Origin of the sequence: Paenibacillus sp. NPDC058174 (assembly GCF_042883865.1) — a bacterium.
Lineage (GTDB): Bacteria > Bacillota > Bacilli > Paenibacillales > Paenibacillaceae > Pristimantibacillus.
The window spans coordinates 1,921,687-1,935,577 of sequence record NZ_JBHVUY010000001.1 but is presented as its reverse complement, the minus strand read 5'-3'; the positions used below and the strand labels follow the sequence as shown (position 1 = coordinate 1,935,577).

Annotated in this window: 13 protein-coding genes; 12 read left to right on the top strand and 1 reads right to left on the bottom strand. The window is 51.9% G+C overall.

The features are described from left to right. Window positions 1-26: 26 nt before the first annotated feature. From ACFVVF_RS08815 to nagB, 12 genes are all read left to right on the top strand, one after another. Window positions 27-1,013, top strand: a complete 987-nt coding sequence (locus ACFVVF_RS08815) for an SMP-30/gluconolactonase/LRE family protein (protein WP_387807287.1) — start codon at window positions 27-29, stop codon at window positions 1,011-1,013. A gap of 12 nt (window positions 1,014-1,025) precedes the next feature. Further along, window positions 1,026-1,985, top strand: a complete 960-nt coding sequence (locus ACFVVF_RS08810) for a phosphoglycerate dehydrogenase (RefSeq protein ID WP_387807285.1) — start codon at window positions 1,026-1,028, stop codon at window positions 1,983-1,985. A gap of 54 nt (window positions 1,986-2,039) precedes the next feature. Next, entirely contained in the window at window positions 2,040-2,978 is a 939-nt protein-coding gene (locus ACFVVF_RS08805; protein WP_387807282.1) for a shikimate dehydrogenase family protein, read from the top strand. A 37-nt stretch (window positions 2,979-3,015) separates the two neighbouring features. Continuing rightward, complete coding sequence (locus tag ACFVVF_RS08800) at window positions 3,016-3,588, top strand: glucose-6-phosphate isomerase (RefSeq protein WP_387807279.1); 573 nt, start codon at window positions 3,016-3,018, stop codon at window positions 3,586-3,588. 4 nt (window positions 3,589-3,592) lie between these two features. Next, window positions 3,593-4,573, top strand: coding sequence for an aldo/keto reductase (locus ACFVVF_RS08795; protein ID WP_387807276.1), 981 nt, complete (start codon window positions 3,593-3,595; stop codon window positions 4,571-4,573). A 144-nt stretch (window positions 4,574-4,717) separates the two neighbouring features. Next, window positions 4,718-6,523, top strand: coding sequence for a sensor histidine kinase (locus tag ACFVVF_RS08790; RefSeq protein ID WP_387807274.1), 1,806 nt, complete (start codon window positions 4,718-4,720; stop codon window positions 6,521-6,523). After that, window positions 6,516-8,153, top strand: a complete 1,638-nt coding sequence (locus ACFVVF_RS08785) for a response regulator transcription factor (protein WP_387807271.1) — start codon at window positions 6,516-6,518, stop codon at window positions 8,151-8,153. Before ACFVVF_RS08790 ends, ACFVVF_RS08785 begins: the two co-directional genes overlap by 8 nt. A 102-nt stretch (window positions 8,154-8,255) precedes the next feature. Beyond that, complete coding sequence (locus ACFVVF_RS08780) at window positions 8,256-9,629, top strand: ABC transporter substrate-binding protein (protein ID WP_387807269.1); 1,374 nt, start codon at window positions 8,256-8,258, stop codon at window positions 9,627-9,629. Window positions 9,630-9,710: 81 nt separating this feature from the next. Further along, the gene (locus ACFVVF_RS08775) at window positions 9,711-10,592 is read left to right on the top strand and encodes a carbohydrate ABC transporter permease (protein WP_387807266.1); all 882 of its coding nucleotides are present in this window, start codon (window positions 9,711-9,713) and stop codon (window positions 10,590-10,592) included. Continuing rightward, window positions 10,592-11,431, top strand: coding sequence for a carbohydrate ABC transporter permease (locus ACFVVF_RS08770; RefSeq protein WP_387807263.1), 840 nt, complete (start codon window positions 10,592-10,594; stop codon window positions 11,429-11,431). The genes ACFVVF_RS08775 and ACFVVF_RS08770 overlap by 1 nt, the downstream gene beginning before the upstream one ends. 93 nt (window positions 11,432-11,524) lie before the next feature. Further along, the gene (locus ACFVVF_RS08765) at window positions 11,525-12,493 is read left to right on the top strand and encodes a phosphotriesterase family protein (RefSeq protein ID WP_387807260.1); all 969 of its coding nucleotides are present in this window, start codon (window positions 11,525-11,527) and stop codon (window positions 12,491-12,493) included. Continuing rightward, a complete protein-coding gene (gene nagB / locus ACFVVF_RS08760; RefSeq protein WP_387807257.1) occupies window positions 12,490-13,215 on the top strand; it encodes a glucosamine-6-phosphate deaminase in 726 nt (241 codons plus the stop codon). Before ACFVVF_RS08765 ends, nagB begins: the two co-directional genes overlap by 4 nt. Before the next feature lie 65 nt (window positions 13,216-13,280). Here the strand turns inward: nagB and ACFVVF_RS08755 are convergent, their stop codons facing one another. Then, window positions 13,281-13,769: a DinB family protein gene (locus ACFVVF_RS08755; protein ID WP_387807254.1), complete on the bottom strand. Its 489-nt coding sequence runs from the start codon at window positions 13,767-13,769 to the stop codon at window positions 13,281-13,283. Window positions 13,770-13,891: the final 122 nt, after the last annotated feature.

Sequence of the window (13,891 nt, the reverse complement as noted above, 5' to 3'; positions counted from 1 at the left end):
CCCTGCTTAACAGGAGGCTAAACCCTATGAATACACCCCGATTGTTTGCTTTATTGCCGGAAGAACTGGTAACGACGCCGGATGGAATGGCGATCGCGGCAGACGGAGAGCTTGTGCTGTCCTGCCCGAATTTCGCCGACCATTCGCGGCCTGCCTGTCTGGTCAAAATCAATGCGGACCGTCAGGTTCGCAAGTGGGTAGACGTTCCTGTCCATCCGGACACCGGAATCGCTTGCCCGATGGGCATTGCGTTTGGCCCGGACGGCGATATATACGTATGTGACAATCAGGGCTGGTCGGGCTCGCCGGAGGGCAGCTTCCAAGGCCGCATTCTCCGGCTTCGTATCGAGAATGACGAGGTCGTCTCGACGACAACCGTTGCCCAAGGCATGGAGCATCCCAATGGCATCCGTATTCGCGACGGGTACATGTATGTAACGCAAAGCGTGCTGACGAAGGTTCAGGACCCTACCGGCCTGCTGCGCAGCTGCGTGTATCGTTTCGGTCTGGATGAGGAAGGCATCCAGATTCATAACAATCTGGACGATGCCCATATGTTGACCTCACTGCTGACGCTTAACGAAAACGATCAATACGGCGCAGACGGCATCGAATTTGATCCGCAGGGCAATCTGTACGTCGGCAATTTCGGCGACGGGGCTGTTCATAAAATTACGTTTCATCCTGATGGCTCCGTAAAAGACAACGTCGTATGGGCGAAAAATCCGGAGCAGCTGCAAACGACGGACGGCATGGTGATGGACGAAGCCGGCAATCTCTATATTGCCGATTTCTCGGCAAACGCCATCGCTAAGGTGTACCCGGACGGAACGGTAGAGCGTTATGCGCAAAGCCCGGATTCGGACGGCTTCCAGGGCGAGCTGGATCAGCCAAGCGAGCCGATTATCTGGAACGGGAAGCTGATCGTTTCTTGCTTCGATTTGGTAACAGGCCCTGGAAAGGTAAATACGAAGCATGAGCTGCCGGCTACGATGTCAGAGCTGGATCTGTAGAGGGGTGAGACGATGCCGAAAGTGCTAATTACGCCAAAATCATTCGCGAATTATAAAGCTTCCGTCTACCCGCTCATTACCGCGCAAGGCTATGACATCATTGAGAACAACCTGGGCCGCACGATGACCGGAGCGGAGATCGCGGAACAGGCTCGTGAAGGCGTGGTTGGCATCATTATTGGCGTCGACCCGCTGCCCGCCGAAGTGCTGGCGCAGTGCAAAGATTTGCGCGCCGTCTCCAAATACGGCATGGGCATGGACAACATTGACCAGGACAAAGCGGGGGAACTCGGCATTCAGCTTCGCAACGCAGCGGGCTCCAATCATATTTCTGTTGCCGAGCATGCGATCGGACTGTTGTTTGCATTAGCGAGAAACATTCCGCATATTGTGTCATCCGTCAAGCAAGGACATTGGGAGCGTTCCATGGGCATTGAGCTGACGGGTAAAATGATTGGCGTAATCGGCGGCGGGCAGATTGGCCGCGAGGTTGCGCTCCGGGCGAAAGGCATAGGCATGCAGCCCGTTATCTATGATCCGTTTCTGCGGGATGAATCGTTTCTGGAAGCGAACGGCATAGGCCGGATGCATGAGCTGGACCTCCTGCTGGAACAATCTGATGTCGTCTCGCTTCACCTTCCGTACACGCCGCAAACGAAGCATCTGATTAATGGGGAGACGCTGGCGCGAATGAAGCCTTCTGCTCTTCTCATCAATACGTCGCGGGGAGAGCTGGTCGATGAAGATGCGCTGTATGAGGCATTAATAAGCGGCGGCATTGCCGGAGCGGCGCAGGATGTGTTCTCTGTCGAGCCGCCGGAAGCGGGACACCCGCTGCTGCAGCTTGACCGGTTTCTGCTCACTTCGCACACAGGAGCTTTCACACAAGAAGCCGTTGCAAGAATGGCGACTCTATCCACACAAAATCTGCTTGATATGCTGAGTTCTGCCCCTTCTGAACGGAAGGCATGAAGCGGACGAACAGAAGGGCTAGAAATGAACGGACAGCTTGAAAGGAGCAACTCCATGCTTAATTTGCAAAAGGCTGAGCAGCCTACCTTATATTTTATCGGCGTGACGACGACGCAATCTTCCATTATGAAGCTGTTTCCGCTTTGGGCGGCAGCGCTGGGACTGAAGGACGCAGTTATTCGTGGTATTGATATCGGCATTCATGCCGACCCGGCCCTGTATAGACAGGCCGTGCAATTCATTAAGGAGGATGAGCAATCACTTGGTGCGCTCGTGACGACTCATAAGATCGACCTGTATCACGCGGCCAAAGATTTATTCGATTACTTGGACCCTTATGCGACGATGTTTGGCGAGCTCTCCTGCATTTCTAAAAAGGATGGCAAGCTGGAGGGCTATGCGAAGGATCCGATTTCCAGCGGTCTGGCTTTGGAGGCTTTCGTGACCGAGAGTTACTGGCAAGAGCATAACGGCGAGCTGCTCGTCATGGGGGCGGGCGGCAGCGCGATTGCCATCTCTGCCTATTTGCTGGATAAGCAGCGGGCGGGACGGCCAAGCAAGCTGATCGTGACGAACCGCAGCCAGCACCGGCTGGATGAAATTGAACGCATCATGAACGAGATTGCGCCGGACGTGCCGGCTGCCTATCATTTGACCCCGCAAGCGAGCGCCAACGACGAAGTAATGGCATCTATTAAGCCGCATTCGCTCATCGTTAATGCGACCGGCCTTGGCAAAGACCAGCCGGGCTCGCCGATTACCGATGCTGCGCTTTTTCCTCAGGATAGTCTCGTATGGGAGCTGAATTACCGGGGCGCGCTGGACTACTTGCATCAAGCGAACCGTCAGAAGGACGATCGCCGCTTGTATGTGGAGGACGGCTGGATTTATTTCATTCACGGCTGGACACAGGTGATTCAAGAGGTATTCCACCTCGATATTACAGCCGACACCTTTGCAGAACTGGAGCGCATCGCCGGAACCTTGCGCTGATACCGATACAATTCAACATGAATGGAGCGATTCATTAATGAGCACGGTCCCTTTTTCCGCGTATTTCGATTTGCTGAACGGAGCATCACAAGATTACGAACCGACGAAACGGCTGTTGTCCAAAATGGCCGGCATGTACGAGAACGCCGAGGCGTTGGCGGAGCTGGTTGCATCGGGCGATCCGCTCGTCTATGAATTTTACGAGCTGTCGATGCCGGAATCGCCAAACGAGCTGCTCTTCGGAACGAGCATCGTACATCCTGGCAAAGTCGGCCGCGAATATTACATGACGAAAGGTCATTTTCATACCATATTGGACACCCCCGAGGTGTACTACTGCTTAAGCGGGGAGGGCTATATGCTGATGGAAAATCCCGAGGGCGAATGGCAGGCCGAGCGATTCGCTCCAGGGCAAGCGGTATACGTACCGCCGCGCTATGCTCACCGCAGCATCAATACGGGCTCGGTACCGCTCGTTACTTTCTTTGTCTATCGCGCCGATTCCGGCCATGATTACGGGACAATCGAGAGCAAAGGCTTCCGTAAGCTGATCGTCGAGCAGGATGGCGCAGCCGTCATCGTCGACAATCCGAAATGGGAGGAGAGATAAGGCCATGCAATACAGCTACTTGGGAAGAACGGGAATGAAGGTTAGCCGGCTTTGTCTCGGTACGATGAACTTTGGCGTATCGACCGACGAGAAGGAAGCGTTCCGTATTATGGACGAGGCGCTGGACGCCGGCATTAACTTTTTCGATACGGCGAACATCTACGGCTGGGGTGAAAATGCGGGAACGACGGAACGCATCGTCGGCCGCTGGCTGGCACAGGGCGGCAACCGCCGCGAACGGACAATTCTCGCGACGAAGGCGTATGAGAAAATGTCCGATCCGCTGGACGGGCCAAATGATGAAAAGGGGTTGTCGCTTTACAAAATCCGCCGTCATCTCGAAGGCTCGCTTCGCCGTCTGCAAACCGATCATGTTGAGCTTTATTTCATGCACCATATCGATTGGCGCACAGGATGGGATGAGCTGTGGGAAGCGCTGGAGGGTGTTGTCCGTCAAGGCAAGGCCGATTATATCGGCTCCAGCAATTTTGCCGGCTGGCATCTCGTCAAGGCGCAGGCTGCAGCCAAGGAACGCAAGTTTATGGGGCTCGTCGTGGAGCAGCACATATACAGTCTGCTGAACCGGACACCGGAGCTCGAAGTGCTTCCAGCAGCGCAGGACCTTGGTCTTGGCGTCGTCGCTTGGAGTCCGCTGGCCGGAGGCGTGCTTGGCGGCAATGCGCTGAACAAGAACATCAGCAACCGCACTGCGCAGCAGGCAGCCGTTATCGAGAAGCACCGCGCAAGTCTGGAAGGCTTCTCCGCATTATGCCGTGAGCTGGGAGAAAAGGAAGCCAATGTCGCTCTCGCTTGGGTGCTGGCCAATCCGGCATTGACCGGCCCGATTATTGGACCTCGCACAGTTGAACAGCTGCGTGATACGCTGCGTGCCACCCAAATCCAGCTTGATGCTTCCACCCTGCAGCGGCTTGATGAGCTGTTTCCAGGACCGGGCGGCCCGGCGCCGGAATCCTATTCCTGGTAATCCTGCCCCTACAGCTGCAGGCTAGTCCTGCACCAGATTAATAATGAGAAGCCCGGTTCCTCCCAGGAATCGGGCTGTCTATCTTTTCAGAATCTGATTTGCGGAGTAAGCTTATACGTAAATAGGCATAAGGGAGGAAGCGACATGCTGGCCAAAATTAAAAACTTCTACCTGGAGCTTCCGATCCGCTTCAAAATCCAGCTGTGGTTCATGCCAATGCTCGTCTTCACGGCTGCCAGCATCGGTTACGTCTCTTACACGACCGCTTCCAATCAGGTGCTGGAGAAAATCGCTCAAGCCCAAGACAACATTGCCTCACAAACGATCACTCATCTGGATTACTTGGCCAAAGATATATATGACACGTATAGCTATCTTTCGCTCTCCTCAGAACTGCATGATGTGCTGTCGCCGGATGCCAGCTACAATTCCGCGCAGGTGGTCAATTCGATGATCAACCGGCTGCTCAGCACGCGGCAGTTTTTTCAGTCACTGCTCATCTTCTCGGACAACTTTCCGACCATTAAATTCAACAGCCTGAACAATAATGAAATTATCGGCTATGACGAATATAAAAAAAGTGAAATCTATGAACATACAATAGACAACGTCATCAAAGGAGCTTGGGGCGTAGAAGAAGACCCGCTCAAGCTGTTTATCGGCGATGCGCGCAAAAAAGTATTTTACAGCAAAGTACTCGTCAATCCCGAAACGTTAGTGCAGGAAGGGCTGATGATCATCGGCATGACGGAGGCGGACTTCCGTAAGTCATTTGGTCCGAAGCGCGATAACGTCGAAATTGTCGTCATGAATGAATACGGTACCATTATGTCGGATTCGGACGGCATCTGGAGCGGACATGCTTTTACCGAGCTGCCCTATTATAATCAAATGCCGCTGGATCAGGTGGACTGGTCCAAGCACGACAAGCAATGGCTCATCTCACATGCTTCATCCTCGGCGACCGGCTGGCATGTGCTCGTCATTCAGCCGAGAATCGAGGAGCTGCAGCAGCTGAACAAAATCCGCTGGCTGACGCTTGGCTTCGTATTCATGATTATTCTCATCAACGTCCCGCTAAGCTGGGTCATTGCCAAGCTGTTCCTTAATCCGCTCAAGCGGCTGCTGAAATCGATGCGCGAGCTGCAATCCGGCGACTTCAGCCAGTATGTCGATATGGAGTTGCGCGATGAGATCGGACAATTAGGCCATGGCTACAACATTATGGTGACAAAAATCAAAGAGCTGATTCAAGACGTGTACGAATCGGACTTATCGCAAAAGGAAGCGGAGCTGCGCATGCTGCAATCGCAGATCAATCCGCATTTCCTATACAATACGCTCAATTCCATCACATGGATGTCCTATCGCGAAGGCGCAGACAAAACGGCGGATATGATCCAGCGGTTATCGGTGTTTTTCCGCTTTAATTTAAGTCAGGGCGCCGATATCATCACGATTGAAAAAGAGCTGGCGATCGTCGAAAATTACTTGTTTCTCAGTCAAATCCGCTTTGGCGACAAGCTGACGTTCTCGATTGAAGCGGAGCCTCATCTCCAGCAAATTCGCGTACCAAAGCTGCTGCTGCAGCCGCTTGTGGAGAATGCAGTCGTTCACGGTATCGAGCCAATGGAGGGACAAGGCTTTATCCATCTCTTTGTCTATGAGACTGACAATGAACTGGTGATGGAGGTTACGGATAACGGAATCGGCATCGCGCCGGACAAGCTGGAGACGATACGAGCTGCCATTGAAGCGAAGCAGCGCTCACATGCACCTGAGCATACCGACGGGTTCGCCTTGTTTAATATGAAGGAGCGGCTGCGCAATTACTTCGGGGATGATGCTGCCATCGAAATTAACAGCAAGCTGAACATTGGAACTTCGGTCAAATTAAAAATCGACCGGAGCCGCACAGGAATGCAAAGAAAGGATGAACGGCATGCTTAAATTGCTGATTGCAGAAGATGAGGCGACATTTCGCGAAGGAATTCTTACGATGATTGATTGGGAGGCGGAAGGAATCCGTGTGCTGGGAACGGCCTCCAACGGCCGGATTGCGCTGGAGATGATGGAGCAGGAGCAGCCTGACATTCTGCTGTCGGATATTCGGATGCCGCAAATGTCAGGCCTGGCGCTAATCGAGGAGGTATCCCGGCGCGGCTGGGAGCTCGTCCCGGTTCTGTTGACCGGCTACAGCGAATTCGAATACGCGCAGCAGGCAATCAAGCTTGGCGTGCTGGATTACATTCTGAAGCCATGCAATCCGAAGCAGGTGCGGGAAGCCATTATGCGGGCCAAGCTGAAAATCATCTATGCCAGAAGCCAGCATCAGCAGGTAGACCGTTTGGAGCGGCAGTGGAATGCGAACGTCCGGGCGATCAAGGAGGATCGGCTGATGAAATGGCTTCGTGCCGCCAAGCCTCTTGATTCCGGGAAGATGGCGGCTGAGATTAAGGAATATGACATTCAGCTCCTCGCAGATAAGCCAGCGCTCGTTATCGTATTCCGGTTCGATAAGAAGGCGATTAATGCTCTATCTTACACGGAGGAGGATCTTCCGCTGCTTCGTTATGCGGCTTCCAATATTATGGAGGAGACGATTGGCGACCGGTTCTCCGGGCATCATGAGCTGCTGACGCTGGAGGAGCAGTTTGTCTTGATTGCCAACGTTCCGGACGGCATGAAGCTGGAACTGGAGCACTTCCATCACGGCCTTGAGCCGATTCAGCGCAATTTATCGCAATTTTTGAAAGTAAGCATCAGCATCGGCGTCGGCGGGGCGCATTCCCTGAACGAGCTGCATGTTTCGTACCGGGAGGCGGAGGAGGCGTTGTCCCGGCGTTTTTTTCATGGCGGTCAGGGTGTGTTCATGGCGTCGGAGACCGGGCCATCCGAACCCGAAGCAGGCCGCAGGACGAAGTTCAAGGAGGATTTCGCCGATTTCGAGCTGCGTATCCGTGAGTCGCTGGAGGCGAGCAATTACTCTGATTTCGTTATTGAAGTAGAAGAGTGGCTGAATGCGTTCAAGGAGCAGGAGCTGTCGATCCAGCGCATCCATTTGCATTCTTATTCGTTTATTAACACTTTGATCATGGAAATTAAAGCGGCAAATGGGGAACAGGCCAAGGAGGCGGTCGAGCAGCTGGAAAATTTCGCGGTTCAGGTGCAGCGGCAGGAAACGTTCGAAGAGCTGTCTACGCTGCTAACCGTAGTAATCCAGAGGTTCGTTGAGTTCCGCCGTATGAAGAAGCTGCCGCATAAGACGATTCAGCATGTCTTGAATATGATCGAAGAGAAATATATGACGAACCTGACGCTGAAATCAATCGCAGAGGATGTTTTTATATCGCAATCCCATCTGTCGACGCTGTTCCGCCATGAAATGGGAATTAACTTTCTCGATTATTTGCACCAGTACCGGATCGAGAAGGCCAAGCAGCTTTTCAAGCAGGAGCAGGGCAAAGTGTACACGGTAGCCAAGCAGGTCGGCTATTACGATGAAGCGCATTTTGTCCGCTTTTTTAAGAAATGGACCGGTATGCTGCCTTCCCAGTACAAAAAACAGAACGGCTTCTAATAAACATACAGCTTTACCGAAGAATCATAGGTTATCCCTTCAATTAGCCTCATTTATAATGAAGCTACAGCGCTGATGAAAGATATTAAGAGGAGGGTTCTTTTGAAAAAGTTACTTACTACGCTATCTGCAATTCTGGTGTTTACAGCCGTCGTTACCGCTTGCGGCGGAAACGCTGAAAAGCCGGCATCTAACGACGGAGCGAAGCCAGCCAACACGGCAAATACAGAGAAAAAGCCGGATTCCGGTCAAAAGGTTGAAATCAAGTTTTTCAGCAACAATCCGGATCGCACCGGAGGCCAGGGCAAAGCGGAGCAATTGCTGATCGACCAGTACATGCAAGAGAACCCTAACGTAAAGATTACTGTGGAAACGCTTTCTCCCGATCCGCAATTTCAAGATAAGCTGAAAATTTACAACGTATCGGGCGATCTTCCCGATGTGACGATGATGTGGGGCGGCGCGCGTTACCTCAGCCCGTTTGTTAAGAATAAATCGCTGGTGGCCTTCACGAAAGAGGATTTTGCCGGCCAGGGCTTTATCGACGCTGCATTTGATTCCTTCACGATGGATGGCAAAATTTACGGCATTCCAAAAAATACGGACTTCCTTGTCGTTTATGTCAACAAAAAGGTGTTAGCCGACAAAGGTCTGGAGCCGCCAAAAACGGAATCCGACCTGTTCAAAATCGCTGAGAAGCTGAAAGGCACGGATATCGTTCCGATGGCGCTCGACGGAAGAGATGCTTGGCCGCTGGCCCTGCTGTTCGACGCCGTTGTATCCCGTCAATCCGGCGGATTCGACGTTTACCACAAAGCGATTGACCGCACAGGCTCGTTTAACGATCCGGCCGTTATCGCATCTGCGCAAAAGCTGCAGGATATGGTGAAAAGCGGCGTGTTCGGCGACGGCTTCCTCAATCTCGATTACGGTGCGGCGCGCAACCTGTTCGGCCAAGGCAAAGCGGCTATGTACCTGATGGGACAATGGGAAATGGGTCTGTCCACGGATGCGAACTTCCCGCAAGAAGTGCGCGACAATATGATTGCGATTCCATACCCGGCTTCCGATGACGGCAAAAGCCCGACAACAGATCTGCTCGCTTGGTTTGGCGGCGGCTACAGCGTAGCCAGCACGACGAAAAATACCGACGAAGCGAAAAAATTCGCAATCTGGCTGTTCAAGAAAGAAAACTGGGCAAGAACAGTATGGCAAAACGGCATTACGTTCCCGGCACAAGCCTATGATGAGTTCGCAACGGGCAATGAAACGCAGCTGCAGAAGGATTTGACGCAAATCTTGAAGTCTGCCGATGAAATTAGCGGCGCGAACTCCCAGGACCGTCTTTCTGCTTCAACATCCAAAGGATACCTGGATTCCATCACGGAGCTGCTGGCGCTCAAGACGACGCCTGAGAAGTTCGCCGAAGCGATCGATGCGATTGCCGATAAATCGCATAAAGAATTGAATCCTTAAAATTAATCAACAGCACCCATGGAGCAAAGCGGGATCGATAGTTTTGCTCCATTTTTGCAGAGAGAAATGGAAGTGACGGATATGAATAAACTATGGATGGACAAACGGAATATCGCCGTGCTGATTACACCGGGGCTGCTGTTCATTCTCGGGCTGATCCTGCTGCCTATTCTGGTTGCCCTGTACCTCAGCTTCACCAATTACGATGGCGTCGACTACCAATTCCAAGGGTTTGACAACTATACACAATTGATCTTTCATGACCCTATATTTTGGAAATCGCTCCGGCATGCGGTCTTTCTCGGCTTGGCATTCGTTCTCCTGCAGCATCCGCTTGCGATGTTCATGGCCATTATTACGCCGTATACGGGGAAATTTGAGCGCATACTGCGGGTACTCATCTTCATCCCTTCCATTATCTCCACGTTTGTCACGTCGCAGATGTGGGTCAGTATTTTATCGGTTCAATTTGGTCTGATTAACCGGGTATTGGGGCAAGTCGGATTAGCTTCCTGGAGACAGGATTGGCTGGGCGACCCGTCCATTGCGATTTTCTCCATTATATTTGTAGCCAGCTGGCAAGGCTTCGGCTATGCTTACCTGCTCTATTATGCGGGCATCAAGGGTATTCCTTCCGATTTGTACGAAGCGGCCATTGTAGACGGGGCCAACCGCTGGCAGTTCAATACACGCATTGTGCTTCCGCTCATGTCGCCGGTTATCCGCATTAATGTCGTGCTTGCAATCGTTGCCGGGTTTAAACAAATGGAGACGGTTTTCTTAATGACAGCCGGGGGGCCTGCCAACAGTACGCAGTTTTTGGCCACTTATCTGCATTCGAAAGCGTTCCGTGAAGGACTGTTCGGTTACGGCAGCGCGATATCTGTTCTGTTTGTCGTCTTCTGCCTGCTCATTACACTCGTAATGAACCGCTTGTTGAAGAAAGATGTAGGTGAGTTCTAATGGTGACATCAACGAGTAAATTCATCGTAAAAGTCGTTCTCTACGCAGGATTGGCCCTCGTGGCGCTGGCTCAAATCTTTCCGTTGATTTGGATGTTTAACTTTTCGCTACTGAAGAGCGGGGATTTCTTCGGCAGCTATATTCTGAAGTGGCCGGAGCCTTTTCAATGGAAAAACTATTCCGATGCATTCAACTTCGGTCATGTCCCCGCCTATTTGCTGAACAGCGTCATCGTCACGGTCGTCGTTATTGCTGTAACCGTTGTCGTATCGTTAATGCTCAGCTATGTCATCGCAAGGATTGACTGGAAATGGAATAAATATTTGGCGGGGCTGGTCATGATCTGCATGATTGTACCAATATACGCAACGTTGCTGCCGAATTTTTTCATATTTACGAATACGAAATTAATCGATACGTATTTGGCCTTGATTTTACCGAATATTGCCTTTATGATTCCAATCAGCGTCTTTATTTTCATGGGCTTCATGCAAACGACGCCGCGGGCGATCGAAGAAGCGGCCGTAATCGACGGACTGAATCTGCTTGGCGTCGTATTCCGGATCATCTTCCCGATCTCCAAACCAGTTATCGCTTCTGTAACGGTGCTTACCTTCATGAGCACATGGAATGAGTTCATTATGGCAGTCACCTATATTCGCAGTGATTCGTTCAAGACGCTGCCGTTCTCGCTTATTCAATTTACGGGGCAATACGCTTCCAACTACGGCGCTCAGTTTGCGGTTATGACGATTATTGCATTGCCGTCCGTGCTGCTGTACATGCTGTTTACGGAACAAATAACGAACAGTCTTACTGCAGGCGCGGTAAAGGGCTGATTTATAGGCAGGTGCTGTCCGGCGTGCAGTGCAGTTGACTGCCAAAGGACAGCTTTTTTTATTAGGACTATGAATGAAGGGGAGGGACAGGATATGCCGATACACACCGTTCGGGGGAATGTGGACAAGCAGCAGCTTGGGTTTTGCCACAGCCATGAGCATCTGTTTCTGGCCAAGGGGCACCCGGCGACGCTGAACCCGGCGCTTTGTCTGGACGATTATGAGAAAACGCTGGAGGAACTGCTGAGCCTTCGCAGCTGTGGAGGACGGGCGGTCGTAGATGCTCAGCCGCTAGGCAGCGGAAGGATGGAGGCTTGGCTGCTGCAGGCATCCATCGATGCGGATATGCACATCATCGCCTCCACCGGCTTTCATAAGCTGATCTTTTACCGTGACGATCACTGGATTCACCGCTATAGCGAGGAACAGCTGACAGAGGTATTCGTACATGAGTTGACCGAAGGCATGTACACGGGAACGGATCTTGGCGAGCCGGTTCATTCGATTGCCGCCAAGGCGGGCATCATTAAGACGGCCATGGATGCGCAGCGGATGAATGATCCCAATAAAAGGTGGTTTAATGCAGCCGCCGCCGCGGCCATTAGGACAGGTGCTCCAATTCTGTGCCATATCGAATCGTATGATGAGGCCGATGAGCTTGTACGGATGTACATGGAGCAGGGTGTTCCGGCGGATCAGATTATCGTATGCCATCTGGACCGCAAGCTGGACTATCCGGAGCGGCACCGCAGACTGGCGGAGCTTGGCGTATATTTGGAGTATGATACGATTGCCCGCTACAAATATCATGGTGACGAGGAAGAAGCGGAGCTGATCCGCCAGATGATGGATTGGGGACTGGAGCGGCAGGTGCTGCTAGGTCTGGATACGACACGCGAACGGATGAAGAGCTACGGCGGTTCTATCGGATTAGACTTTATTTCGGTTAGCTTCCTGCCTTTATTGCGGCAATACGGGGTGACCGAGAATCAGATTGCGAGCATGATGATTGGCAATCCGGCAAATGCGTTCGAGTGGCGGGAAGCGGGGAGAGGCGTATGAACATATTGACGTACACCTCCAATGAGGAGCTGTCTGCTTATGCAGCCGATTTCATCTTAGATCTGGTACGGGCGAAGCCGGACGCCGTTCTGGGATTGGCGACCGGTGAGACGCCGATCGGTGTCTATGAGCAGCTTGTTGACCGGCATCGGAAGTCGCAGGTCAGCTTCCGGCAGGTCAAAGTATTTAACTTGGATGAATATGCGGGTTTATCGCCCGGTCATGAGCAAAGTTATCAAACTTATATGCGCAAGCATTTGTTCAGCGGCATCGATCTGCCTTCTGAGCATGCGTATATTCCTTGCGGCATAGCGGATGATCTATCGGCTGCAGCCCGTGATTACGACCGTTTGCTGGAGGAAGCGGGACCGCTGGATTTGCAGCTGCTGGGAATCGGGCATAACGGTCATATCGGCTTTAATGAGCCGGGCGAGGAGCTGTATGCCGAGACTCATGTCGTTAAGCTGACTGATGAGACGAGGGCGGCTAACTCCCGTTACTTCGAACTGCTGGAGGAAGTCCCAGAATATGCGGTAACGATGGGTCTTGGTCCAATTATGAGGGCCAGACAGGTTCTGCTCATCGTACGTGGAGAAAATAAAGCGGCTGTGCTGAAGAAAGCATTGTATGGTCCGGTTACGACACAATGTCCGGCCTCGCTGCTGCAGCTTCACCCGCGGCTGACCGTATTGCTGGATGAAGGCGCAGCTAAAGAGCTTTAATTGTTTAAGCTTATAAGGCAAACCACGCTTGGATGGCATGTCCAAGCGTGGTTTTTTTACGGATATTAGTACAAATCGAACATGTTGACTTCATACCCCTGCATTTTCAGATAAGTAAACAGCTGTCCGCGGTGATGCTGAAGATGGGTGACGATTTCGACCAGCCATTTGGCTTGCGTAGCGGCATGATCAAGGTAGAACGGTTTCGTCTGCAAATGGAGAAACTCATCATCCGTCAAGCCGTCCATATAATCTCGCAATGCTTTCACACCGTCCTGCATCCGGGCGATTAGAGCATCAACCTTCTCTTCAGCGGCATACACGGCTTCGAGCGTCCGAACCTCATCCTCTGTTTTTTGCTGCAAAATAGTGAGATCGACAGCCGGAATAGCGGCCAAATGCTCGGCCAGTTCCCGTAAGGAACGCATGTTTTCGCGAGGACGGAACTCAAGGTCCTCCTGTTTGATTTTGGACAGCAGATTTACGGATGTACGGACGATAAGCTCCATTTCGTCGTAAAGCGTGGATTTCATTTGTTGCAATGCTGGCATCATATTCGCTCCTTTTGTTGATGAAATAATTGGATAGGCTGGACGTTCTCCTTCATTGTAGACTAAAATAGTGACAACTATTGTCACATTTTCCGAAAGAGATTTTTCTAAGACAGAGAGGAGGG

Bases quoted from the DNA above. Each gene is read 5' to 3' on its own strand.
- ACFVVF_RS08810 (WP_387807285.1), top strand. From the start codon at position 1,026: ATGCCGAAAGTGCTAATTACGCCAAAATCATTCGCGAATTATAAAGCT.
- ACFVVF_RS08755 (WP_387807254.1), bottom strand. From the start codon at position 13,769: ATGATGCCAGCATTGCAACAAATGAAATCCACGCTTTACGACGAAATG.
- ACFVVF_RS08785 (WP_387807271.1), top strand. From the start codon at position 6,516: ATGCTTAAATTGCTGATTGCAGAAGATGAGGCGACATTTCGCGAAGGA.
- ACFVVF_RS08800 (WP_387807279.1), top strand. From the start codon at position 3,016: ATGAGCACGGTCCCTTTTTCCGCGTATTTCGATTTGCTGAACGGAGCA.
- ACFVVF_RS08815 (WP_387807287.1), top strand. From the start codon at position 27: ATGAATACACCCCGATTGTTTGCTTTATTGCCGGAAGAACTGGTAACG.
- ACFVVF_RS08770 (WP_387807263.1), top strand. From the start codon at position 10,592: ATGGTGACATCAACGAGTAAATTCATCGTAAAAGTCGTTCTCTACGCA.
- nagB (WP_387807257.1), top strand. From the start codon at position 12,490: ATGAACATATTGACGTACACCTCCAATGAGGAGCTGTCTGCTTATGCA.
- ACFVVF_RS08795 (WP_387807276.1), top strand. From the start codon at position 3,593: ATGCAATACAGCTACTTGGGAAGAACGGGAATGAAGGTTAGCCGGCTT.
- ACFVVF_RS08775 (WP_387807266.1), top strand. From the start codon at position 9,711: ATGAATAAACTATGGATGGACAAACGGAATATCGCCGTGCTGATTACA.
- ACFVVF_RS08805 (WP_387807282.1), top strand. From the start codon at position 2,040: ATGCTTAATTTGCAAAAGGCTGAGCAGCCTACCTTATATTTTATCGGC.
- ACFVVF_RS08790 (WP_387807274.1), top strand. From the start codon at position 4,718: ATGCTGGCCAAAATTAAAAACTTCTACCTGGAGCTTCCGATCCGCTTC.
- ACFVVF_RS08765 (WP_387807260.1), top strand. From the start codon at position 11,525: ATGCCGATACACACCGTTCGGGGGAATGTGGACAAGCAGCAGCTTGGG.